General features: G+C 46.1%; 23 protein-coding genes. 10 read left to right on the forward strand and 13 right to left on the reverse strand.

What is annotated here, in order from left to right; genetic code table 11:
* Window positions 1-37 precede the first annotated feature (37 nt).
* Complete coding sequence (locus ICN48_RS07695) at window positions 38-1,435, forward strand: coniferyl aldehyde dehydrogenase (protein WP_216153125.1); 1,398 nt, start codon at window positions 38-40, stop codon at window positions 1,433-1,435.
* Between the two features lie 7 nt (window positions 1,436-1,442).
* On the opposite strand, the gene leuE is transcribed toward ICN48_RS07695, so the two are convergent.
* Window positions 1,443-2,117: a leucine efflux protein LeuE gene (leuE, locus tag ICN48_RS07700; protein WP_216153126.1), complete on the reverse strand. Its 675-nt coding sequence runs from the start codon at window positions 2,115-2,117 to the stop codon at window positions 1,443-1,445.
* Window positions 2,118-2,369: 252 nt separating this feature from the next.
* Here leuE and ICN48_RS07705 point away from each other — a divergent pair, with 252 nt between their 5' ends.
* Together ICN48_RS07705 and ICN48_RS07710 are read left to right on the forward strand one after the other, a co-directional pair.
* A complete protein-coding gene (locus tag ICN48_RS07705) occupies window positions 2,370-3,920 on the forward strand; it encodes a DEAD/DEAH box helicase (RefSeq protein WP_216153127.1) in 1,551 nt (516 codons plus the stop codon).
* Window positions 3,921-3,922: 2 nt separating this feature from the next.
* Window positions 3,923-4,495: a chorismate lyase gene (locus tag ICN48_RS07710; protein WP_216153128.1), complete on the forward strand. Its 573-nt coding sequence runs from the start codon at window positions 3,923-3,925 to the stop codon at window positions 4,493-4,495.
* A gap of 16 nt (window positions 4,496-4,511) precedes the next feature.
* Here the strand turns inward: ICN48_RS07710 and ICN48_RS07715 are convergent, their stop codons facing one another.
* Both ICN48_RS07715 and hemC read right to left on the reverse strand, forming a co-directional pair.
* A complete protein-coding gene (locus ICN48_RS07715; RefSeq protein ID WP_216153129.1) occupies window positions 4,512-5,336 on the reverse strand; it encodes a uroporphyrinogen-III synthase in 825 nt (274 codons plus the stop codon).
* Between the two features lie 24 nt (window positions 5,337-5,360).
* A complete protein-coding gene (gene hemC / locus ICN48_RS07720; protein ID WP_216153130.1) occupies window positions 5,361-6,326 on the reverse strand; it encodes a hydroxymethylbilane synthase in 966 nt (321 codons plus the stop codon).
* Window positions 6,327-6,369: 43 nt separating this feature from the next.
* Between hemC and argH the strand changes: the two genes are divergently transcribed.
* The 3 genes from argH to ICN48_RS07735 are packed head-to-tail and all read left to right on the forward strand — an operon-like array spanning window position 6,370 to window position 9,874.
* Entirely contained in the window at window positions 6,370-7,788 is a 1,419-nt protein-coding gene (argH, locus tag ICN48_RS07725; protein ID WP_216153131.1) for an argininosuccinate lyase, read from the forward strand.
* Between the two features lie 5 nt (window positions 7,789-7,793).
* Window positions 7,794-8,345, forward strand: a complete 552-nt coding sequence (locus ICN48_RS07730) for a TRAP transporter small permease subunit (protein ID WP_216153132.1) — start codon at window positions 7,794-7,796, stop codon at window positions 8,343-8,345.
* Window positions 8,342-9,874, forward strand: coding sequence for a TRAP transporter large permease subunit (locus ICN48_RS07735; RefSeq protein WP_216153133.1), 1,533 nt, complete (start codon window positions 8,342-8,344; stop codon window positions 9,872-9,874). Before ICN48_RS07730 ends, ICN48_RS07735 begins: the two co-directional genes overlap by 4 nt.
* 294 nt (window positions 9,875-10,168) lie before the next feature.
* Here ICN48_RS07735 and ICN48_RS07740 read toward each other — a convergent pair whose 3' ends face one another.
* From ICN48_RS07740 to ICN48_RS07755, 4 genes are read right to left on the reverse strand one after another with little or no spacing between them, the layout of a single operon-like run.
* Window positions 10,169-12,436 (reverse strand): arginine/lysine/ornithine decarboxylase, encoded by a 2,268-nt coding sequence (locus ICN48_RS07740; protein WP_216153134.1) that lies wholly within the window; start codon window positions 12,434-12,436, stop codon window positions 10,169-10,171.
* Window positions 12,433-13,347, reverse strand: coding sequence for an ion channel (locus tag ICN48_RS07745; RefSeq protein WP_216153135.1), 915 nt, complete (start codon window positions 13,345-13,347; stop codon window positions 12,433-12,435). Before ICN48_RS07745 ends, ICN48_RS07740 begins: the two co-directional genes overlap by 4 nt.
* A gap of 12 nt (window positions 13,348-13,359) precedes the next feature.
* Window positions 13,360-13,926 (reverse strand): dCTP deaminase, encoded by a 567-nt coding sequence (gene dcd, locus ICN48_RS07750; protein WP_216153136.1) that lies wholly within the window; start codon window positions 13,924-13,926, stop codon window positions 13,360-13,362.
* Between the two features lie 40 nt (window positions 13,927-13,966).
* Window positions 13,967-14,809: a formate dehydrogenase accessory sulfurtransferase FdhD gene (locus ICN48_RS07755; RefSeq protein ID WP_216153137.1), complete on the reverse strand. Its 843-nt coding sequence runs from the start codon at window positions 14,807-14,809 to the stop codon at window positions 13,967-13,969.
* Between the two features lie 162 nt (window positions 14,810-14,971).
* On the opposite strand from ICN48_RS07755, the gene metG reads away from it, so the two are divergent.
* The 4 genes from metG to panC all read left to right on the forward strand — a co-directional run bounded on the left by metG (window position 14,972) and on the right by panC (window position 18,638).
* Window positions 14,972-16,642, forward strand: a complete 1,671-nt coding sequence (gene metG, locus ICN48_RS07760) for a methionine--tRNA ligase (RefSeq protein ID WP_216153138.1) — start codon at window positions 14,972-14,974, stop codon at window positions 16,640-16,642.
* A gap of 103 nt (window positions 16,643-16,745) precedes the next feature.
* Entirely contained in the window at window positions 16,746-16,934 is a 189-nt protein-coding gene (locus ICN48_RS07765; RefSeq protein WP_216153139.1) for a DUF3460 family protein, read from the forward strand.
* The gene (locus ICN48_RS07770; protein ID WP_216153140.1) at window positions 16,927-17,790 is read left to right on the forward strand and encodes a ScpA family protein; all 864 of its coding nucleotides are present in this window, start codon (window positions 16,927-16,929) and stop codon (window positions 17,788-17,790) included. Before ICN48_RS07765 ends, ICN48_RS07770 begins: the two co-directional genes overlap by 8 nt.
* Window positions 17,787-18,638 carry a pantoate--beta-alanine ligase gene (panC, locus tag ICN48_RS07775; protein ID WP_216153141.1) on the forward strand — a complete coding sequence of 284 codons (852 nt, stop codon included), beginning with the start codon at window positions 17,787-17,789 and terminating at the stop codon, window positions 18,636-18,638. Before ICN48_RS07770 ends, panC begins: the two co-directional genes overlap by 4 nt.
* Before the next feature lie 115 nt (window positions 18,639-18,753).
* Here panC and ICN48_RS07780 read toward each other — a convergent pair whose 3' ends face one another.
* The 6 genes from ICN48_RS07780 to frc (ICN48_RS07805) all read right to left on the reverse strand — a co-directional run bounded on the left by ICN48_RS07780 (window position 18,754) and on the right by frc (ICN48_RS07805) (window position 24,328).
* Window positions 18,754-18,900 (reverse strand): hypothetical protein, encoded by a 147-nt coding sequence (locus tag ICN48_RS07780; RefSeq protein WP_216153142.1) that lies wholly within the window; start codon window positions 18,898-18,900, stop codon window positions 18,754-18,756.
* Window positions 18,901-18,911: 11 nt separating this feature from the next.
* Window positions 18,912-19,565, reverse strand: coding sequence for an HD-GYP domain-containing protein (locus tag ICN48_RS07785; protein ID WP_216153143.1), 654 nt, complete (start codon window positions 19,563-19,565; stop codon window positions 18,912-18,914).
* A 680-nt stretch (window positions 19,566-20,245) separates the two neighbouring features.
* The gene (locus tag ICN48_RS07790) at window positions 20,246-21,178 is read right to left on the reverse strand and encodes a methionyl-tRNA formyltransferase (protein WP_216153144.1); all 933 of its coding nucleotides are present in this window, start codon (window positions 21,176-21,178) and stop codon (window positions 20,246-20,248) included.
* Between the two features lies 1 nt (window position 21,179).
* On the reverse strand, window positions 21,180-22,427 hold the full coding sequence (gene frc / locus ICN48_RS07795) for a formyl-CoA transferase (protein ID WP_216153145.1): 1,248 nt from the start codon (window positions 22,425-22,427) through the stop codon (window positions 21,180-21,182).
* 139 nt (window positions 22,428-22,566) lie between these two features.
* On the reverse strand, window positions 22,567-22,995 hold the full coding sequence (locus ICN48_RS07800; RefSeq protein ID WP_216153146.1) for a PAS domain S-box protein: 429 nt from the start codon (window positions 22,993-22,995) through the stop codon (window positions 22,567-22,569).
* Between the two features lie 82 nt (window positions 22,996-23,077).
* A complete protein-coding gene (gene frc, locus ICN48_RS07805; protein WP_216153147.1) occupies window positions 23,078-24,328 on the reverse strand; it encodes a formyl-CoA transferase in 1,251 nt (416 codons plus the stop codon).
* Between the last annotated feature and the right edge of the window lie 25 nt (window positions 24,329-24,353).

Here is a 24,353-nt window from a genome sequence, read left to right on the forward strand (position 1 = left end):
ATGCCTTATTCAAATACCTGCCAACCATTAATCCACTATGAATCGCTTTACTATCCAGCTCGATGAGATGAAAGCAGCCTATGCTGCAGAACCAAACCCCACGCTCGAAGTGAGGCTAGATCGAATTGCTCGCATTGAAAAAATGATTAAAGCAAATGAAGAAAAAATCATTAAAGCTCTCATGGCTGACTTTGGTGTGCGCCACCCAGTAGAGACCCGGCTTGCTGAGTGTCAGATGATTTATCAGGCATGCAAGCACACGCGTAAGAACCTCAAAGAATGGATGAAACCGGAACAAAGAGATGTGCCTTTTCACATGGGTGCCTCGCAAGCCTGGGTTGAAACCCAGTCTCTTGGGGTAATTGGCATTCTGAGTCCCTGGAACTACCCTGTTCAATTAGCCCTCATTCCGGCGATTGCTGCCCTTGCTGCAGGCAATCGTGTTTGGCTAAAACCATCTGAACGTAGCTCACGCACTTCAGGCTTTATCGCCAGTCTCATACAAGAATATTTTCATCCAAGCGAATTCTGCGTAACTACAGGTGGTCCTGAGGTCGCCGAGCAATTTGCCGCACTGCCCTTTGATCATCTTTTCTTTACTGGCTCAGGCGCAATCGGTAAAAAAGTAATGCGTGCTGCAGCAGAAAATCTCACTCCAGTCACCTTGGAGTTAGGTGGAACAACGCCAGTGATCATTGATAAAAGCGCAAAAATTAAAGATGCTGCTGCCTCGATTGCTTATGGCAAGTTACTCAATGGTGGGCAAACCTGTATTGCTCCTGACTATGTTTTGCTTGATCAAAGCATTCAGGAAGAATTTATCCAAGAACTACAGGCTGCAGCACAAACTCAATTTAGTAACCCCGAAGAATTAACCGGTCCAATTGACGAAAGACAACTAGAGTACTGGCAACACCTAGTGAGTGATGCACTCGACCGCGGGGCAAGAGTCATTCCCTTACTCAATAACCCAGGGGCTGGCGCAAGACCATTCGAACCAATTGCATTGATCAATGTTCCACAAGAGGCTCGCGTTCTTCATGAAGAAATCTTTGGACCTATTTTGCCAATCGTCACTGTTGCAGATACTTCTGCTGCAATTGCATATGTAAATAACAAGCCTAGCCCACTGGCTCTCTATTGGTTTGGTAAAGATAAAAAGAATATGAAGCGGGTCTTAGATGAGACGCGTTCTGGTGGTGTCACTCTTAATGACACACTCTTACATATCACTATTGAAGACTTGCCTTTTGGAGGTGTTGGCCCTAGCGGTATGGGTAGCTATCACGGCAAGGCTGGTTTTGATACTTTCAGTCATCAAAAATCCATTCTTGAAGTACGTGGCTTTTTTGGCCTAAACTTTTTTAAAGGAACCAAAACAGCACACCCTCCGTATGGAAAAATGACTGAGTGGCTATTACGCTATTTGAAGTAATGGTGGTCTACGCAATTAGCAGACGAATTGCAAAACCAATAAACAACATTCCAGCGAACATCCATAATCCCGCAGCTACCCGGGGTTGGCGCTGGAAGAATTTCAAGAAAATTTGTCCCACGAAAATCAGGCTGGCCAAATAAGCCATACTCATCACCTGCAAAACAATTGCAAGATAGAGGAAGGTGTAAGTAGGGTTCTCAACATCTGGGCGAATAAATTGAGAGAAAAAGGCGATAAAGAAAAAAATTGCTTTGGGGTTAGTTAAGGATAAGGTTAGGGCAGCAAATAGCGGATGTAATTGCATTAAACGCATTTGAACCTCACGGGTCTTTGTATCTTGTTTCGTCCAACGCTGCTGGCCACTTCGTAATAGGCCAAAACCCATCCAAGCGAAGTACATAGCTCCTAAGGTGCGCACAAAACTGAAGACCATAGGCGATGACATCAAGAGTGATGCGGCACCTAGGGCCACGGCAATCATGAGTAATGAGTCCCCAATGAATATTCCAAGAGCGCCCCATGCACCAGAGCGCCAACCTTTTGCAAGGGCGATAGTTAGGACGTAAAGTGAGTTTGGGCCGGGTAACAAAATAACGAATAAGGTTCCCAGTAGATAACTTGAGAAATCTACGATTCCAGCATTAGCAGGCGATAAGAGACTTAATGAGAGCCATTCCATCTCTACATCATAATAAATTCGGGAAAACCCTTGTAATCGAGTGCTTAAAATGCCATAATAAGAAGCTTTTTAAAGCAATTTGATTCATCGCCCCCCAGCTCTATTTCAGCGTACCGTTTAGAAGTCATAAACACCGAAGGTAACAAACGCGCTGCCGCTTGTCTGATGGTCGATGCCCTTGACCATCGCACCCTATAAAAAAACAATGGGTGCAACATACGGAGACATCCCTTAAAGGGGATGTGTAATAGCATGACTTTTTCTAAAGAAACTAAACACGAGTCGAAAGACTCAAATAGCGCTGGAACTGAATTCCAGAATTTTGCCTTAGCGGCATCACTCCTTAAAAACGTTGCTGAACTGGGTTATACCCAAGCTACTGCTGTGCAAGCTCAGGTTATTCCTGCAGCCTTAGCTGGTGGTGACTTATTGGTCAGCAGCCAAACCGGTAGCGGTAAAACCGCAGCCTTTCTATTGCCTTTGATTAATCAACTCATTGAAGACAACCCGAACAACTCACCTGTACCAGGTCGCGCACAGCCTAAAGTGTTAGTGCTCTGCCCTACTCGTGAATTGGCTCAACAGGTTGCCGCCGATGCAGTGAACTTAGTTCGTGGCATGAAGGGTATCCGTATCGCAACTGTTATGGGTGGCATGCCTTACGGCAAGCAAATCCAGGCATTGAAAGGTGCATTGTTGGTTGTTGCAACTCCAGGTCGTTTACTCGACTTGTGTGACAGCAAAGCAATTCGCTTGGACGATGTAAAACAACTCGTTATCGACGAAGCTGATCGCATGCTCGACATGGGATTTGCTGATGATCTCGAGGCAATCGATAAGCGTTGCGCAGGCCGTAACCAAACTTTGATGTTCTCTGCAACTTTTGCGCCAAAGATTATGTCTTTAGCAAACGAGTTGACCACAGATGCCAAGCGCGTTGAGCTTGCTCATGCAGGCGAAAAGCATGCCAACATTGAACAGAAGTTACATTGGGCTGACAGCATGTCACACAAGCATAAATTGCTTGAGCATATTTTGGCTGATGCCGATTTGGATCAAGCAGTTGTGTTTGCAAGCACTCAAGTTGAAAGCGAAAAAATCGCCGACACATTACGTGCAAACGGCTATGAAGCAACTGCCCTACACGGTGCTATGCCTCAAGCTGTGCGTATGCGTCGTCTCGAGTCCTTACGTAAAGGTCATACCAAGATTTTGGTTGCAACTGACGTAGCGGCTCGCGGTATTGATGTGCCACGCATTAGTCACGTGATTAACTTTGGCTTGCCAATGAAACCAGAAGACTATACGCATCGCATCGGTCGTACAGGTCGTGCAGGTCGCAATGGTGTTGCTATCACTTTGGTTGAACATCGTGATCGCGCCAAGATCCGCAATATCGAACGCTTTACGCAGCAAGATATCGTTGCTTCAGTCATCGCTGGTCTTGAGCCACAAGCCAAGCCAAGCTTTGGTGGTGGTGGCGGTCGCCCTGGTGGTGGTCGCTCTGGTGGTGGTGGCGGTCGTTCCGGCGGTGGCTTCGGCGGCAATCGCTCTGGCGGTGGTGGCGGTGGTCGTTATGGCTCAGGCGCTCGTTCAGAGTCTCGCTTTGGTGGTGGCGGTAGTGGCGGTAATGCTGGTGGCGATCGCTCAGGCGACTCACGTCCAGCACGCTCTGCTGATTCACGTCCTGCGCGTTCCGCTGATTCGCGTCCAGCACGCTCTGGTGATTCACGTCCAGCTGGTGGCCCACGTTTTGCAAAACCAAAAGCCGGCGGCCAACGTCGTAACTTTAGCGGTAGCTAAAAATGATTCACCGAAATCGTCTCCGTTCTGCATGGAATCGAGTCGGTTCCGGTGAAATCCATCGGGCGCCACGCAAGTGGCAACCTTGGCTTAGCGATACTGGGTCTCTCACCCAAAAAATTGAGAAAGCAATTGGGCAAAAGCTAGAAGTTCAGGTTTTGCGCGACTGCCCTCAATCACTCAATAGCGACGAAAGTCGCTATTTTCATTTCAAGATCAGACGCTGCAGAGTACGCGAAGTACTACTTTGTTCGAATGGCATTCCCCTGGTTATGGCACACAGTGTCATTCCAACCTTTAGCTCAAGTGGCAGTAACCACCAAATTTTGCGTCTAGGTACAAAACCTTTGGGCGCAGTCTTATTTAGCAAAACCCGTAAACATTCCAAGGCAAAGCCGCCACGCGATATTGCTCGCCTCGATAAAACCAGTGAGCTATGGAAAAGATGTTCTAAACACTCTGCCGCCCTGGGCTCACCCTTGTGGGCAAGACGTACCCTCTATCAATTAAAGGGACATCCCATCTTAGTGAATGAAATTTTCTTGCCTACCCTACTAGAGGCTGCAAACCTCTAGTTATTCGATTTACATTTTAGATTGTCAACCAAGCCAAGGTTGATTTAACCAAAGCTTCATCACCGGGTTCGCTGGTAAATACTTCACCAAACCCAATCATCTCGGCCGCATCAGCAATATTGTGATGTGGGCATAGGGCGCTTGCCGGACTGAGACTTTGTGTGAATTGATCCTTCATGACTTCGCCAAGATAGCGAACTGCTTCCGATGAAGTAAGCAACCAAAGTGATTTACTCAAATCCATTTCTCTTACAAGTTGCCATGCAGGATTATCAATATCTAATGGTATGCGGCTGTAAGTGGAAATTGCTTCTACTGAAGCGCCAGCCTTTATTAAAGTATCAGCCAACCAATCACGGCCACCCTCACCTTTAAAGATCACTACTTTTTTATTCTGCCAGCCCCACTGTAGGGATTGAAGTTCTTTCCACAAACCCTCGGAATCCCACTGCTCATTATTTTTGGGAATAATGATGGGAGTGGGATGATCTTCTGAGCCGATGCCGTGGTTTTTCAATGCCAGATGGCTGCTGCCACCCATCACACCAATCGGAATAATCTTATTAGAGAAGTCTTGCCAGTCGCGCTCCAATAAACGCATTACGCTCTCAATCGCATTTGGACTAACAAAGATAGCAAGATCAGCACTGCCTAGAACGGTGGCGATATGGTTAGCTAAATTTGCATCGGACTTTGGGGCGATGGTCAATAAAGGTAGGGACAGTATCTCTGGAAGGCTGCGCTTTCCTACTCCGCTTGCCTCGATCGCGCGAGTAAGCACCTCAATCAGCTGGCGTGCCTGACCGCTAGGCCTAGTGACAATGATGGTTTTAGTGCTCATACAAATAGCCGCTTGGTCTTGGTATTACTTAGGTAGCTTTGGAATTAACTCTGCAGCACCTTGCGAGAGCAAATCTTGTGCCACCACAAGACCTAACGCCTCAGCATCTTCAACAGATTTCACTTGTGCATTTCCATTGGCCAAGCAAATTGCTTTGCCATCAACACTTGCCACAAAAGATCGAATGCTCATTTGGTTCTGATCCCATACAGCATGGGCAGCTAACGGTACCTCACATGATCCACCTAACTGACGCGACACCATGCGCTCAGCGGATACCGCATACAAGGTTGGCAAATCATTCAAGGGAGCAAGCCACTGCTTAATATTGGGATGCTTGCTTAAAGTTTCGATACCTAAGGCACCCTGACCTGCAGCAGGTGTATATGGATCGTAGGGCAAGAATGTGCGAATACGTGACTCTAAGCCTAAACGCTTTAAGCCAGCAGCCGCCAAAATGATGGCTTGATATTCACTACGATCCAACTTACCCATGCGGGTATCTAAATTACCGCGCAATGGCTGAATTACCAAATGGGGAAATTTTGCACGCAGAACTGACTCGCGTCGCAAGCTCGATGTACCTACAATCGCACCTTCAGGAAGATCTTCAAGACTGGTGTAGTCATTAGAAACAAAAGCATCGCGCGCATCCTCTCTCGCCATGACACAGGCCAGGTCAAAACCCTCAGGCATGACCATCGGAACATCTTTCAGGGAATGCACCGCTAAATCGGCTCGTCCATCCTCAAGCGCTGTTTCTAGCTCTTTTACAAAAAGACCTTTGCCGCCCACTTTAGAGAGGGCTCTATCCAAAATCTGGTCCCCCCGGGTAGTCATTCCCAAAATCTGGACATCGCAGTCAGGATAGAGCTTTTTAAGGCAATCTCGGACGTGCTCAGCCTGCCACATGGCCAGACGACTTTCGCGGGAGGCGATTACAAGGCGCTTTGGGGCTGCCGAAGAGGAGGAATTCAGGGTTTGGGACATAACATTTAAAATAATCAAAGACCTACACCAATATACTGTGTTTATGAGCTCATCAAATAATTCCTTAGCCAACAAAGCCCAAGCCTGGTCGGCCCGTTTTGCCGAACCCGTCGACGAACTTGTTCAGCGGTATACCGCGTCCATTGACTTTGATCAACGCTTTGCGATGGTCGATATTGCCGGCTCCCTAGCCCATGCTGAAATGCTCGCTACCCAAAAGATCATTAGTGCGCAAGATTTAGCTGATATTCAAAGAGGTATGGCTCAAATTAAGAGCGAAATTGAGTCTGGTCAATTTAATTGGCAACTTGCTCTCGAGGATGTCCACCTCAATATTGAAGCCCGCCTTACTGCATTAGTTGGCGATGCTGGCAAACGTTTGCATACTGGTCGTTCCCGCAATGACCAAGTAGCGACTGATTTACGCCTGTGGTTGCGTGACAGTGTTGATGATATTGCGATCACCCTCAAATCTTTACGCCTAGCACTTTTAGATTTAGCGGAGAAGCATGCGGCTACCATCATGCCTGGTCATACACACCTGCAAGTAGCGCAACCGATTACTTTTGGTCATCACTTGATGGCCTACTATGAAATGTTTAGCCGTGATGCAGGTCGCTTGACGGATTTACGCGCACGCTTTAATCGCCTTCCTTTAGGAGCTGCGGCATTGGCTGGAACTACCTACCCTATTGACCGTGAGCAAGTCGCCAAGATCCTCGGCTTTGATGGCATCTGCAATAACTCACTGGATGCTGTATCCGATCGTGACTTTGCCATTGAGTTCTGCGCCTTCTCATCCATCTTAATGATGCACGTATCACGTCTATCTGAAGAACTTATCTTATGGCTGAGCCCTCGCTTTGGCTTTATTGATTTGCCGGATCGCTTCTGCACAGGTAGCTCGATCATGCCGCAAAAGAAAAATCCTGATGTGCCAGAATTAGCACGTGGCAAGACTGGTCGCGTTTATGGTGATTTGATTTCTTTGTTGACGCTCATGAAGGGTCAGCCACTGGCTTACAACAAAGATAATCAGGAAGATAAAGAACCTTTGTTTGATGCCGTAGATACTGTGCAAGACACCTTGCGTATTTTTGCAGACATGATCCCGCATATTGAAGTGAAAGCTGAGGTCATGAAGAAGGCTGCTGAAGATGGTTTTGCAACAGCAACTGACTTGGCTGACTACCTCGTTAAAAAAGGGTTAGCCTTCCGTGACGCACATGAGGCTGTAGCGCATGCCGTTAAAGCCTGTGTTGGCAGAAACTGCATGTTGACTGACTTAAGTCTGCCTGAACTGCGCTTTGCATGCGGCTTAGACAATCGTCCTGAACTCATGAGTGATGATGTGTTTGCATTGTTGACCGTTGATGGCTCAGTTCAATCACGTCAACATGCTGGCGGAACAGCTCCCGCCCAAGTGCTCGCCGCTATCAAGCGGGGTCGTGCAGACCTCTAAAGTAAATGGGGTTTTGGTCCAAACTCTCTGCAGGTATTGATTACGTAAATCAGTTTTTGGGCAAAGCAGCCAGCATCATGATTTTATTGTCCTGCGTCGTGTCTGCCACTAACGCACTGCTGCGCTATGGCTTGGATGTGAGCAATAACTGGCCACTGGAGCTTCAGTGGTATCTCTTTGCTGCGGCCGTCATGCTCGGCACTTCCTACACACTCAAACGCAATGAACATGTTCGGGTAGATTTAATTTATTCCCAGCTTTCTGATCGTGGGCGTTTGTGGGTCGATCTCTTTGGTTTGATCTTCTTTTTAATGCCAGCCTGCCTCTTATTTGCGTGGCTCTCTTGGATCACACTCTTTTATCCATCCTGGCTAGTGATGGAGCACTCCTTAAATTCGGGTGGCCTAGCGCGCTACCCCATTAAGTTTGTGGTTCCCTTTGGGTTTTTCATGCTGAGCCTCCAGGGTCTTTCGGAAATCATTAAGCGTATCGGCGCCTTAAAAGGGAATGTGACTTTGCCTGCCGAAGACCTCCATTACGAAAAGCCCATGCAATGATTCCGTTGGAGTGGATGCCACCCTTGATGTTTGCTGGGCTGATCGTCTTTATGTTGATCGGCTTTCCGGTCGCATTCTCTTTAATGGCTGCAGGCTTATTTTTCTCAGCCATTGCGATTAGCGAGGACTTCTTTGGCATCCCATTTTTGCAAGCTATTCCACAACGCATCTTTGGCAGAGTGCTTGCAAATGATCTACTGCTAGCTATTCCCTTCTTCACTTTCATGGGCGCCATCTTGGAGCGCTGCGGGCTTGCCGAAGAAATGCTTGACTCCATGGGACAACTCTTTGGTCGCGTTCGCGGAGGTCTTGGTTACTCCGTCATCATCGTTGGATTTATCTTGGGCGCTATTACAGGCACTGTAGCTGCTCAGGTGATCGCTATGGCGATGATTTCCTTGCCGGTGATGATACGTTACGGCTACAACATGCGCTACGCTACAGGCGTTTTAGCTGCGTCTGGAACGATTACCCAGCTGGTACCACCCTCTTTAGTTCTTATTGTGCTTGCCGACCAACTAAAAACCCAAAGCGGAAGCGCTGATGTGGGTAGCATGTACCTAGGTGCATGGGTTCCGTCGCTCTTACAGATTGCCCTCTTTGCCCTCTATACATTCTTCCTAAGTCGCATCCGACCCGACCATTTGCCACCAGTACCAGAGAGTGAACTTACTCTCACAGGCTGGGCACTTTGGAAAAAATGCCTCATGGGAATTATTCCATCAGCCGTACTGATCTTTTTGGTTCTGGGTACGATCATGACTGGCATCGCCACACCTACAGAATCCGGAGCTATGGGTGCAATGGGTGCATTGTTGCTTGCTTGGCTGCGTCGCTCCAGCATTCCAAATCTCACAGGCCTAATACAAGAGGCATATCAGAATACTATGCGGATTACTGCCATGGTGGTTTTCATCCTCATCGGATCAACTTGCTTTTCTGTTGTATTCCAAGGAGTAGATGGCGGCTTCTGGGTTGAAGACCTTTTCTCCAATCTTCCTGGTGGTTGGGTTGGCTTTTTGATCATTGTGAATTTATTTGTTTTCTTCTTGGCCTTCTTCTTAGACTTTTTTGAAATCGCTTTCATTGTTGTGCCGATGCTTGCGCCGGTGGCAGTTAAACTCCTATCGCCGGTGTTGCTCGATTCCATGAATGGGAATCCTCAAGCAGCTGCTAGCGCTGCCCTAGTTTGGTTCGGTGTGATGCTGTGCGTGAATATGCAAACTTCGTTTATGCATCCGCCATTTGGCTTTGCTCTCTTCTACCTTAGGGGTGTAGCGCCTAAGGAAGTTAAAAGTAGCGACATTTATTGGGGCGCCCTTCCCTGGGTAGGTCTGCAGTTGGTAATGGTCATCTTGGTAATGGCATTCCCAGCACTGGTGACAACACTCTTGGATAAGCCTGCTGCTGTGATTGAGAGTAAGGACTTTAATTTCACCGGAAATCAAGAAGGTAAACCAGAAACATCCTCCAATAAAGTGGATGAAGATGCTCCGGTGACGTTTCAGTTAGATAAACCGATAAAATAAAAACTAATCGCGTCAATATTTCTTTTTCTTGCCATTTAAATATTGGGCAATGGATAAGTTAAGATGCCTAGTATTTGCTGGCCACCTCAATAGATTTAAAGTCTCTGTCATACCCTTATCAGCATGCGTAGAATTTAGAGGATGGCCTAATAAAAATTTTGGTACGCGTTTCTTGCCCATTAAAATCTCACTCTTTCAAAATAATTATTAAGCAAGATACAGTACCGTTTTTAGATCGGCAAATAAAAAAATGCCCTGAAATTTTCAGGGCATAAGCTCAACTAAGAGGTGAGATTAAAGGGTGATGTCCCGCTCTTGTCTGACGCAATCTACGTAATACTCACTCTTGCCATCGATACTGGCTTTAACTAGTCCATGAATATCCGTCTCAAATCCAGGGAACTTCTCATTGAAGTCTCTAGCGAAGTAGAGGTAGTCAATGATGCGTTTGTTAAAGCGCTCGCCAGGAATCAGCAACGGAATGCCTGGAGGATAAGGGGTAACTAACATAGCTGTTACACGCCCTTCCAACTGATCTAGTGGCACGCGATCTACTTCTTTGTGCGCCATCTTGGCCCAAGCTTCAGAAGGCATCATTGCTGGAACCATATCTGAGGTATACATCTCAGTAGTCATACGTGCTACATCACGACCCTTATAGAACTCATGAATTTGCTGGCAAATATCTTTTAAGCCAACGCGCTCGTAGCCTGGGTGCTTAGCAACAAACTCAGGCAATACTTTCCACAAAGGCGCATTTTTATCAAAGTGATCTTTGAACTGTTGCAATTCTGTTACGAGTGTATTCCAGCGACCCTTGGTAATGCCGATGGTGAACATGATGAAGAAGGAATACAGGCCACACTTCTCAACAATCACTCCGTGCTCGGCAAGATACTTAGTCACGATACTGGCCGGAATACCCATTGAGCCAAAATTGCCTTCGATGTCTAAACCAGGCGTAACTACTGTCGCCTTAATTGGGTCGAGCATATTGAAGTCTTGAGCCAGCTTACCAAAGTCATGCCAAGCTGCAGAAGGCTCTAGGATCCAATCCGAACGTTCGCCAATACCCTCTTCAGCCAAATGATCTGGCCCCCAAACCTTAAACCACCAATCAGCACCAAACTTATCGTCCACTTCGCGCATTGCACGACGGAAATCCATTGCCTCAGCAATAGACTCTTCAACCAGGGTTGTACCGCCAGGAGACTCCATCATGGCCGCAGAAACGTCACATGAGGCAATAATCGCGTACTGCGGACTGGTTGAGGTATGCATCAAATAGGCTTCATTGAAGCAATCCCGATCCAACTTAGTATCTTCCGCGTCCTGCACCAACACTTGCGAAGCCTGAGATAAGCCAGCCAACAACTTATGGGTTGACTGGGTAGCAAACATCAAACTCTTCTTGGTACGCTTACGATCTGAACCAATCGCATGCATGTCTTTATAGAAAGGATGGAAGGCTGCATGTGGCAACCAAGCTTCATCGAAATGCAGTGAATCTACTTTGCCATCGAGCATCTCTTTGATCATCTCAACGTTGTAAACAATGCCATCATAAGTACTTTGCGTGAGTGTCATAACGCGAGGCACTACGTTCTTGTCCTTGATGAATGGATTGGCATCAATTTTCTTCTGGATGTTTTTCCACTCAAACTCTTCTTTTGGAATTGGGCCAATAATGCCCAAGTGATTACGAGTAGGCATCAAGAAAATTGGGATCGCGCCCATCATCGTGATGGAATGAATCACGGACTTATGACAGTTACGGTCTACCAACACCACATCGCCAGGAGCAACAGTGGAGTGCCAAACAATCTTATTGGAAGTAGAAGTACCGTTAGTAACGAAGAATAAATGGTCGGCATTAAAGATCCGCGCTGCATTGCGCTCGCTTTGCAGTACTGGGCCAGTATGGTCTAAAAGTTGACCTAATTCCTCAACAGCATTACAGACGTCAGCACGGAGCATATTCTCACCAAAGAACTGATGGAACATACGGCCAACCGGACTCTTTAAGAAAGCAACACCGCCAGAGTGGCCAGGGCAATGCCAAGAGTAAGAGCCTTCAGAGGCGTAATTAGTTAACGCGCGGAAGAATGGGGGCGCTAATGAATCTAGATACACCTTGGCTTCACGAATAATGTGACGGGCTACGAATTCTGGAGTGTCTTCATTCATATGAATGAAACCGTGCAACTCACGCAAGATGTCATTGGGCATATGACGCGATGTGCGTGTCTCGCCATACAAGAAGATCGGAATATCTTCGTTACGCTTACGCACTTCAGTAATAAAAGCGCGCAAATTATTTAGGGCCGGAAGATCATTATCTTCAGAATCAGAGTCAAACTCTTCATCATCTATCGAGACGATAAATGAAGATGCACGAGAAGCCTGTTGTGCAAACGAAGTCAGGTCGCCATAGCTGGTTAAGCCAATAACTTCCATACCTTCATTCTCGATCGCCTCGGCGAGGTCACGAATTCCCGAACCCGAAATATTTTCGGAGCGGAAGTCTTCATCAATAATGATGATTGGAAAACGAAATTTCATAAAAACTCCCCTACTGATTTATCCGAGACATTCGGAACCCACTTCTCAAAGTTGGCCAGATCTATTATCCGACTGCCATCTGACGAAACCGTGACTATATCGACAAAAGTCGCATTTTGCTGCACATCTCTTGGTAAGTAAACATGGCGAGCATAGACTTGATTGGCCAAGCTCTCGTGATAACCCGTAAAGGTAATTAAAAGGTGCCAATTTCCATTTAATTCCGCTTTACCCAAGAAATCTTTTAGGGGGCTTGCCTCATCTACGCTATGCATGGCTGTCCAGGTCATGGAAAAGACCGGACTCTCAGAACGGTGGAGCTGTAGTTCGACCGATCGACGATAACGCTCACCCTCACTGGTCATGCTTTCTGCAATTAGCCATAGTCGTAGCTGCGCCTCCACAATATGCGAGCTACGATCATTAGCCACGCGAAATTTGAATGTTTTTATACCGTCATGATTGCCAACTACAGCTACCTTAGAAAAGCGCACGCCAGCAGTAGGCCTAGTAAAGCGTGCAAAAGCTAAACCAGTAGTTAAGGCTGAGTAAACAATTCCAAAGAACGCCTCAAACGTCACAATCGCATTAGGCCAACTACCAACAGGAGTCATTCGACCATAACCAATGGTTGCCATCGTTTGCACACTAAAGAAAAAGACATCCAACAAAGAGTCTGGTCGTGCATTAGTAATGGCACCATCACCGCATGCAATATACGCAAAAGCAAATAAAAGGTTTGTTCCGAGAAATACAAAGACAACCAGCAACATAAAGCTAGTCCAGGTGGTGCCTAGCAGCCAATGGTAGAAATTATTCTCTGGTCGCGCCATTTCTGAGCGCGAGAGCGTGGCACGATATTCCTCTAAATTAATCCGCGTTGGACGGCGATTAAAAAGAAATTTGCGCACTGCCGTAATGTCTTAGGTCTTGGGCAGGGTAACGCCCCGCTGACCCTGATACTTACCACCGCGATCTTTATAAGATGTGCCGCAAACTTCATCACTCTCAAAGAAGAGTACTTGAGCACAACCTTCACCCGCATAAATCTTGGCAGGCAATGGTGTGGTATTTGAAAACTCTAAAGTGACATAACCTTCCCACTCAGGCTCAAATGGAGTGACGTTCACAATAATGCCGCAACGCGCATACGTACTCTTGCCAACGCAAACGGTTAATACGCTACGTGGAATCTTGAAGTACTCAACCGTTCTTGCTAGCGCAAATGAATTCGGAGGAATGATGCAAACATCGCCTTTGAAATCAACGAAGGATTGCTCATCGAAATTCTTCGGGTCAACGATGGTGCTATTGATGTTGGTGAAGATCTTGAATTCGTCAGCACAACGAATGTCATAGCCATAGCTTGAAGTGCCATAACTTACGATTTTGTTGCCGGCGACGTCTTGGCGAACTTGCCCAGGTTCAAATGGGCTGATCATGCCTTGCTCGCCCATGCGGCGGATCCAGTGGTCTGATTTAATAGTCATGACGGGATTGTAAAACCTTCGCCCTCACGCGCCGACGAATTTATTGGGTTTTTTGGCTAAAAACGACCCTCTCTGGGGCGTTATAGATCTCGAAATGTTTGCCGGAGCAGCGAGAGAGGATGGTCAGATTAGTTTTTCGTGCCAGCTCAAGGCCCATCAAGGTCACGCCCGAGCGGGTTAGAAGGAAAGGAATACCCATCTGCGCGCCCTTGATCACCATCTCCGAGGTCAGACGCCCGGTGGTGAAGAAAATCAGATCCTTACCAGGCTTATCGACCAGCCACATCAAACCAGAAATGGAATCGACCGCATTATGGCGACCAACATCTTCAATAAAGTGCAGCAGTTGCACTCCATCTTGGCCGTCTCGTTCATAGACTGCGCAGGCATGGACCGAGCCAGACTTCTTGTAAATCGAGTCATGAATCCGAATGGAATCAATCAAGGCAACTATTGCCTCTTGGGATAGAGATGAACCTTCGGGAAGCCGAATCGCATCCATCTCATCAATCAAGCCACCAAACATCGTTCCCTGTCCACAACCAGTGGTCACTACCCGCTTGCTGGTTAGGGCATCAATATCTACCGTGCTCCGATGGGTTTTCACCGCAGCTGAGTCCGTCTCCCAGTCCACCTGAATACTCTCGATATCGTCTGGAGACTCCACAAGGCGCTGATTACGCAAATAGCCCAAGACCAGTGCTTCCGGGGCACTCCCCAAGGTCATGAGCGTGACGACTTCACGCTTGTCTAGGTAGATGGTTAAAGGGCGCTCACCAGGAATATGAGTCTTTTTTAAGCGGCCCATTTCATCCATGACCTCAACCTCATGCACCAAGGGCACGGAGGCATGGGACATCTGAATGGTCGGTTTTGCTGCCATAAATACTCTCTAAGGTCGGACTGAGCTGAAGTTTATCGGGGTTTATGAAGACTTCACGGTGCCTTACTTTAACCGCAGACTAAAATCAATGCATTAGCCAGCATAATTGAGTGCTTCACCCTATATTTTGCTATTTAACCTTTTTATTTAAGTCCGCATTACATGAGCAGTTCCCAACGCCGCCTTCTTATTACCTCCGCCCTGCCGTATGCCAATGGTCAGATCCATATCGGCCATTTGGTGGAATATGTACAGACCGATATTTGGGTTCGCTTTCAAAGGATGCGTGGTCATGAAGTGCATTACGTTGGCGCCGATGACACGCACGGCACGCCCATCATGTTGCGCGCTGAAAAAGAAGGCCTTACACCAAAAGAACTCATTGCTAATGTTTGGAAAGAACATAAGCGTGACTTTGATAACTTCCTCATTTCATTTGATAACTACTACACCACAGATAGTCCTGAGAATGAAAAGCTATCACAAGATATTTATATCAAGCTACGCGATGCGGGCTTGATTGAGAAACGCGCGATAGAGCAAGCTTACGATCCCGTTAAAGAAATGTTTTTACCGGATCGCTTTATCAAAGGCGAATGTCCTAAGTGCGGTGCCAAAGATCAATATGGCGATAACTGTGAAAAGTGTGGCGCAACGTATTCACCAACTGACCTAAAGAATCCTTTTTCAGTAGTGAGCGGTGCAACACCTATCAAAAAGATTTCTGATCACTATTTCTTTAAGCTATCTGACCCCCGTTGCGAAGAATTTTTGCGTGAATGGACTCAAGTAAAAACGCCTTTACAGCCTGAGGCTCGCAACAAGATGAAAGAGTGGGTTGGCCAGCCAGGAGAAAGCAAGTTAGGCGACTGGGATATCTCCCGCGATGCCCCGTATTTCGGGTTTGAGATCCCCGATGCGCCAGGCAAGTACTTCTATGTATGGCTTGATGCCCCAATTGGTTACTACGCCAGCTTCCTCAATTATTGCCAGACTAAAGGTCTTAATTTTGATGAGTGGGTTAAGCCGGATACGACTACCGAGCAATACCATTTCATCGGTAAAGATATTCTGTATTTCCATACTTTGTTCTGGCCAGCAACATTACAGTTTTCCGGCTATCGCACGCCAACAAATGTGTTTGCTCACGGCTTCTTAACTGTTGATGGTGAGAAGATGAGCAAGTCACGCGGCACTTTGATATCAGCGAATAGCGTCATTGAATGTGGCTTTAATCCAGAGTGGTTCCGCTATTACTTCGCAACTAAGCTCAATGACAGCATGGAGGATTTAGATTTAAATCTTCAAGACTTTGTTGCGCGTGTAAATAGCGACTTACTCGGTAAGTACATCAATATTGCAAGTCGTAGTGCAGGTTTCTTAGTGAAACGATTTGGTGGCGTTGTTTCTGATGAAGCTATGAGTAATCTGCTGCTTAAAGAGATAGCATCATCAAGCGAAAAAATTGCTGAACTCTACGAGGGTCGCGAGTATGCCAAAGCGTTGCGCACAGTGATGGAGCTTGCTGACAAAGTAAATGGCTTTGTCGATGAGAATAAGCCATGGGAAATTGCCAAAGATCCAGAACGCGAAGCTGATTTGCAAAGGGTCTGTAGCATTACGCTCGAAGCATTCAGGATGCTCAGCCTCTATCTGAAGCCAATTATTCCTCAGGTTGTTGCTGGAGTAGAAGAATTTCTCTCCTTGCCACCCCTTTCTTGGGCAGACATCAATACCCCCCTTTCAAGCAAAAACCCAATCCAGCCCTATAAACACCTAATGACACGTGTGGAAGCCCCTCAAATTGAGGCTTTGCTGGCCGCAAACTTGTAAAAAGCCCCTTAAAAAGCACCTATAATGGGGGTTGTAGTCCCTAGATAACTTTTCGAATTAATTTCATAAGTTATTGAATTTATGGAGTATTTTAGGAAATGCCATGGCAAGATATCAATCTGAAATCACCCAGTTCTTAACTGAACTCAAAACAGAGCGTCCAAACCTCGAAGCTGAACAGCAAGCTGGCCGCGCCCTCCTTTGGGATAAAGAGCCATTGAGCGTTGAAGATCAGCGCCGCGCCAAAGCTGCAAAACTCAAGCAACGCGCCTACGTGTATTCGAATGACTGAGCCGAGTACTCAGCCAATATCCGATTTACTAGATAGCACTCCATCCGTTACTGATGGAATGTCAGCTGCTTTCGCCAAGTTGTATGGCGAACCGCTTTTTAAGCTCCCTACTGATCTCTATATTCCACCAGACGCACTAGAAGTTTTTCTAGAAGCGTTCGAAGGTCCTTTAGACCTCCTGCTGTATCTGATTCGTAAACAGAATTTCAATGTTCTAGATATTCCAATGGCCCAGGTGACTCAACAGTACCTGAGTTATATCGACCAGATTCGTCATCACAATCTTGAACTTGCTGCTGAGTATTTACTGATGGCCGCAATGTTGATCGAAATTAAGTCACGTATGCTTCTGCCAATGAAGAAGGCAGACAGTGAAGAAGAAGTAGAAGATCCACGCGCAGAATTAGTACGTCGCCTCTTAGAGTACGAGCGTATGAAGCTTGCTGCGCAAGAGCTCGATCAAATTCCTCAGCAAGGTCGCGACTTTCAGGTGGCACATGGTTATGTAGACACTACAGTTGCCATTGCTTGGCCAGACGTCAATGTAGAAGACTTGCAAATGGCTTGGCGTGATGTTCTACACCGCGCCAAACTGACTCAGCATCACACTATCACTCGCGAAGAATTATCAGTGCGTGACTTCATGACACGTATCTTGCGCCGCTTACAAAGCACTAAATTTGTAGAGTTCGGCGAACTGTTTGAGGATGCGATTAAGTCTGGCAAAGGTATTCCGGTAGTCATCGTGAACTTTATTGCTATGCTTGAGCTCTCTCGTGAAGCCTTAGTAGAAATTACTCAAGCTGAGCCGTATGCTCCAATTTATGTGCGTCTCGCCTACACACCTGTTGCATGAAAATTATCAGCGACATTCAAGAGTTACGTGACCACCTACGAGGCCAAAACCGTGCCTCGTTTGTTCCGACGATGGGCAACCTTCACGAAGGCCACCTCTCGCTAATGCGCCTAGCAAGACAACATGGCGACCCTGTAGTAGCCAGTATCTTTGTTAACCGTCTGCAGTTTGGGCCTAATGAAGATTTTGATAGCTACCCCCGTACTATGCAGGCGGATATTGATAAGCTTGAAAAAGAAGGTGTGTACATCTTATTTGCACCTACCGAGCGAGATTTGTATCCACAGCCTCAAGAATATCGTGTAGATCCACCGCAACAGTTAGGCGACATCCTAGAAGGTGAATTCCGTCCTGGATTCTTTAAGGGTGTTTGCACAGTTGTACTCAAACTTTTTTCTTGCGTACAACCTCAGGTTGCAGTGTTTGGCAAGAAGGATTACCAACAGTTGATGATTATTCGTCAGATGGCCAAGCAATTTGCCTTGCCAGTCGAGATCATCCCTGGCGAGACTATTCGCGCAGAAGATGGACTAGCCCTCTCCTCTCGCAACGGCTACCTCTCAAGTGAGGAGCGCGCTGAAGCACCCGAGTTAATGAAGGTACTCAAAGAGGTACGCGAGCGAGTTATACAACTGAAAGATCGCAATAACCAATCCATCTCCGAGATCGAAAAGGCTGCAGTTGCTTCCTTAGCGAAACGTGGATGGCAACCCGATTACATTGCCATTCGTCAGCAAAGCGATTTAGCTTCGGCTTCCAACGAAAGCCTACAGGCTGGTGAGCCGCTTGTCATTCTGACGGCAGCTAAGCTAGGTAAAACTCGCTTGATTGATAACCTAGAGATTTAATCTCTAGTAGTTGGGCTGAAATTTTTGTAGCTAGATGCCTACCAGTAACTCAGCAATTAAAATGCTCTCTCAGTTAGGTCTTGAAAGAGATTGGCTTAGAGCTGTATCGAGGCAATTAGCTATCGCAGTATTTCTGAGCAATTTCTTTAAAAAGCTCCTGCTCAGCGATGAATGCATCCACTATTAATGGGTCAAATTGGGCATCTCTTTTAGAGATAATTTCTTCGACTGCCCGCTCATGTGTCCATGCTTTTTTATACACCCGCTCATTGTCTAGGCATCGTACATATCTGCTAAGGCCATAATTCGAGCTGATAAGGGGATTGCCTCACCAACCAATCCACGGGGGTATCCAGTTCCGTCCCACTTCTCATGGTGACCCCCGGCAATTTTGATTGCCTTTTCAACCACGCCGTGTTCAGAGTCATCCACTTCAGAAGCGCTCAGCACAGATTCGCCAATCAATGCGTGGGTTTTCATAATTTCCCACTCTTGATCTGTAAGGGGTCCTTTTTTGAGCAAAATATAATCGGGGATGCCAATTTTCCCAATGTCATGCAATGGAGCAGCCTTAAACAATAGTTCAATGAATTCATCGGAAAGGCTTTCGGTGTAATGCCCATCCATCCTAAGGCGAAGTGCTAGCGCTTTTACATAACTTTGCGTACGGATAATATGATTACCCGTTTCATTGTCACGAGCCTTGGCGAGCGCATTCAGCGAAGCTAACAATCGCAATTCAGCTTTTTCAGCTTTTTTGTAAGCTAGCTCCACCTTGATTTCATTGTTTTCCATCATGACTTCAGACTTCTCGGTAGCTAATCTTTTTATCCAATAGCCAATCAGGGCTACATAGGAAATAACTGTAAAAGCAAACCAAGACCATCTCAATAGAGAAGCTACAATAGGCTCATCGTAGAGAGTCATGCCAGGCTTATTTTCGTAGAAAAAGAGAGCGCCCAATCTTGCAAAGGCTAAAACTAATTCAATAAATGTTGAAAATATGAATAGCTGTAGATTTTTAAATTGCAATTTGCCTAATAGGCACAGTTCCGCTAATTGCCAAACAAGACATAGGGAACAGATTGCAAGGGTAATAAAGACCCTTTCTGTAAATGCCCCTCTTTGCCTTAAATATTCAAAAACAAACCAGTAGATGACCAATGTCAATAAAGGCAAAAGCCTAAATTTTCTAGCATTAGGTTTTCTTTGAAAATGACAAAATAATGCCATATACAAATTGCCCCCAATAATGCAGGTATTTGCAAAACTAAGCAGAACTAAATGAACCTATGAAGCAATTGAGAAGAACGTAAATGCCAATGCAGTAAATACAAATGCCACAAACCAGTAACTCTCGGACTTAAAAAGATTGCCTTTATTAACTAGAGGTTTTGAGGCGGCTACTAACCCCCATAATATGAATGAGGCCGCTATAAAAAAAATTTCGTTTGGAAAATGCACCGGCTTATAGTTCTTTGGCTAAATAAAAAGTCTTTGAGACTTCCTTGTTTATATTTTACTTGAATTTCTAAAATAATATCTAGGCAATCTCAGAAACAACAAGCAATGGTTTGCCAATTGCAGTGCTATTAGCAGCAATTAACCTATAGAGCGAAAAACTGCCCAACTTGTAGATTTAATTCTTTAGCCAACTCCGCACCAGTGACTTTACCTGCTGCACCTTTAGCTTTGAGGACTTCAATTTGTCCACCATGGCAGGTGATGAAGAAAGAATCTAGTGTGATTTGAGTGACTTCACCAGGCTTGCCTTTAACAGCGCCAAAGGTAGCAGTCACATGTTTATGGCAATCGAAGATCTGAACTTTTTGCTCGCCCAATTTTGTCCAAGCTCCCGGCGCAGGGTTGCATGCACGGATGAGGTTGTAAATTTGGCTAATGTGCGTCGCCCAATGAATCTGCGCAGCATTCGCATCAAACCAACCTTCATAGTTTGCTTGGGATTCATCTTGAACGATTTCTTGATGCTTGCCTGAAACTACTAGGTCAGCTGCTTCGAGTAGCGCTTTAACGCCTACCGGAAATAAATGATCAAAGTAGATTTTTCCTAAGGTGTCGTTAGGCCCAATAGTCACTTCTTTTTGCAAAATCACTTCACCCTCGTCCAAACCATCAGACGGACGGAAGATGGTTAAACCCGTTTTCTCGTCGCCCAATGCAATAGCCCAGTTAATAGCGCTGGGGCCACGATATTTAGGTAGTAAAGATGGGTGATATTGAATAGTGCCGTGCTTAGGTATCTTGCAGAGCTCCTGTGGCACGAACTGAATAACATACGCCATCACACAGATATCGGCATTGCTATCAATCATAGCTTGGGCTGCTTCAGGACCCTTTAAGGAGGCAAACTGCAAGGGATTTAAGCCCCTTGCAAGTGCCGCCTCTTTTAAGACTTCAGGCTTGCTAGATTTAGGATTATCAGGGGGACAAAAAACAGCAACGACTTCATCGCCACGATCCAAAAAAGCCTCTAAAGCTGCTTTACCAAAATCCGCACTTCCAATCAAAGCAACCCGCATCTTAGATCACCTTATCGTGACGTAATGCGATCAACTCATCAGTTGAGTATCCCAATTCACTGAGAATCTCATCCGTATGCTCACCGAGTAATGGTGAACGAGTCACATCCGTTGGACTATCAGACATCTTGATTGGATTACCAACAGTGAGGTACTTGCCACGAATTGGGTGATCTACTTCAACCACTGTACCAGTAGCGCGCAATGCAGGCTCTTCAGCAATTTCTTTCATAGACAAGATTGGACCGCATGGAACATTGTATTTATTCAATATATCCATCACCTCAAATTTTGTCTTGGTCATGGTCCACTTTTCGATCTCGCCAAAAATCTCCATCAAGTGCGGCAAGCGTGCCATTGGTGATGCAAAACGCACATCGGTAATCCAATCTTCATGGCCAATTACTTTGCAAATCGCCTCCCAAACTGGAGCCTGTACCACCACGTATATATATGAGTTAGGGTCTGTCTCCCAGCCTTTACATTTCACAATCCAACCAGGCTGACCGCCGCCAGAGGCATTACCGGCACGAGGTACAGAGTCACCAAACTCACCGTTCGGAAACTGTGGATACTCTTGCATTAAGCCATTACGCTCTAAACGTTGTTGATCACGCAACTTCACGCGGCACAAATTTAAAACTGCGTCTTGCATGGCTGCCAATACCTTCTGACCACGGCCAGAGTGAGTACGTTGATAGAGCGCTGTGACGATACCTAATGCCAAATGCAAGCCGGTTCCGCTGTCGCCGATTTGAGCACCAGTCACCATTGGAGGGCCATCATCAAAACCGGTTGTAGAAGCAGAACCTCCGGCGCATTGCGCTACGTTCTCATACACTTTGCAATCTTCGTATGGGCCAGGACCAAAGCCTTTGACAGAAGCCATGATCATCATTGGATTGAGTTCTTGAATACGTTCCCAAGAAAATCCCATGCGATCAAGCGCACCTGGAGCAAAGTTTTCCACCAATACGTCGCACTCTTTAATAAGGCGCTCCAGAATTTCTTTGCCCTTTTGGGTTTTGGTATTTACAGTAATTGAACGCTTGTTATGGTTCAACATTGTGAAATACAAGCTATCTGCGTCAGGAATATCACGCAATTGACCACGAGTGGCATCACCTTCGCCTGATTTTTCTACCTTGATCACATCTGCACCGAACCAAGCTAATAACTGCGTACAAGTTGGCCCAGATTGAACGTGCGTAAAGTCGAGGATTTTGACCCCCTCTAGTGCTTTTGCCATGATTTAAGTCCTAATAAGAATGAAATTTTGAATTGAGGCAATTTTACCAGCGGGAAATGGGAAAAATTGAGGTATGCCCGTTTTTTGGGCATGAATTCCACCTAAACCTTCATTTACTCTTCTTAAGGTCTATATGCGGCTATTTCTGGGGATTTTCAAGATCAGCAAGCCGCCTTTTAAGGGCCCTTTCTTCGGCAAAACGCTCGCTTTCATCACGAATGGTCGCCACTACCCCGTTAGCCTTCCCAGAGGCATCAAAAAGCATCCCAACAGTAAAGGCAATCGAAAGCATGCTGCCATCTTTGTGCATAGCGGGCACTTTCAACAATGAGGCACCATAACGCGTTGTGCCCGTCTCCATTGAATGACTATAACCCTCGTTATGTCTCTGGCGTTGACGCTCAGGAACAATCAGATCCAAGGTATTTCCTAGAGCCTCCTGTTCTGAATAGCCAAAGATACGTGTGGCGGCAGGATTCCACAAGATAATCTTTTCATGAACATCAGCAACAATAATTGCATCACCTACGCACTCTACTAACTGATGTAAATCAACATTGGTATTCATATGGTCAATCTATAGAGTTTTTAAGAAATAAAAAAGGCGCTCACTAAGAGCGCCTTCAAGTTAATGCCAGTGTTAATTATTATTAAACTGCTTTAGCTGTATGCAACTTAGCGATGTCATCAGCGCTATAGCCAAGGTCAGCCAATACTTCATCAGTGTGCTCACCCAGTACTGGTGATGGACCAACTTCGATTTCCAAATCGGAGAACTTGATTGGGCTACCGATAGTCAAATACTTACCGCGTACTTTATGGTCAACTTCAACGATAGAGCCGCTCTTACGTAAGTCAGGCGAGTTAGCCAATTCCTTCATTGAGAGAACAGGAGCACATGGAATATCGAACTTGCGGAGGATGTCCACAGCTTCGTATTTAGTCTTGTCTTTGAGCCAATCTTCAATAGTTGCGAAGATGTCAAAAATCTTGTCTTGACGAGCTTCAGCAGTCATGTACGCTGGATCAGTTGCCCACTCTGGCTTACCAATCGCACGAGTAATTGGCTCCCAAGCGTGACCCTGAATAGTGAAGTAGATGTATGCGTTTGGATCTGTTTCCCAACCCTTACACTTCAATACCCAACCTGGCTGACCGCCGCCACCAGCGTTACCGCCACGTGGAACTACGTCAGTGAATGAACCGTGTGGGTACTGTGGGTACTCTTCCAAGTAACCAATTTTGTCCAAACGCTGTTGGTCGCGCAACTTCACACGGCACAAGTTCAATACTGCGTCTTGCATTGAGCAAGATACTTTCTGACCTTTACCAGTTTTTTGACGTTGCATCAAAGCTGTCAAGATGCCGATTGCCAAGTGCATACCAGTATTTGAATCGCCCAAAGCAGCAGCAGAAACAGTAGGAGGACCATCCCAGAAACCAGTTGTTGAAGCTGCACCGCCAGCACACTGAGCAACGTTCTCATATACCTTTAAGTCTTCGTATGAGTGGCCATCGCTAAAGCCTTTTACGGAAGCCATGATCATTTTTGGGTTCAATTCTTGAATACGCTTCCAAGAGAATCCCATACGATCTAAAGCACCTGGACCAAAGTTCTCAACCATTACGTCAGAAGTTTGAATCATCTTCTCTAAAACTTCTTTACCTTCTTGAGTCTTAGTATCAAGAGTTAAAGAACGCTTGTTACCGTTCAACATAGTGAAGTACAACGCGTCTGCACCTGGAATGTCGCGCAATTGACTACGAGTTACGTCGCCAGAACCTGGACGCTCTACTTTGATAACGTCAGCGCCGTACCAAGCCAACAACTGAGTACATGCAGGGCCTGCCTGTACGTGTGTGAAGTCAATAATGCGAATACCGTCTAATGGTTTAGTCATGTTTGTTTCTCCTTAAGTCTTTCTT

Source organism: Polynucleobacter sp. JS-Safj-400b-B2, from assembly GCF_018881975.1.
GTDB lineage: Bacteria > Pseudomonadota > Gammaproteobacteria > Burkholderiales > Burkholderiaceae > Polynucleobacter.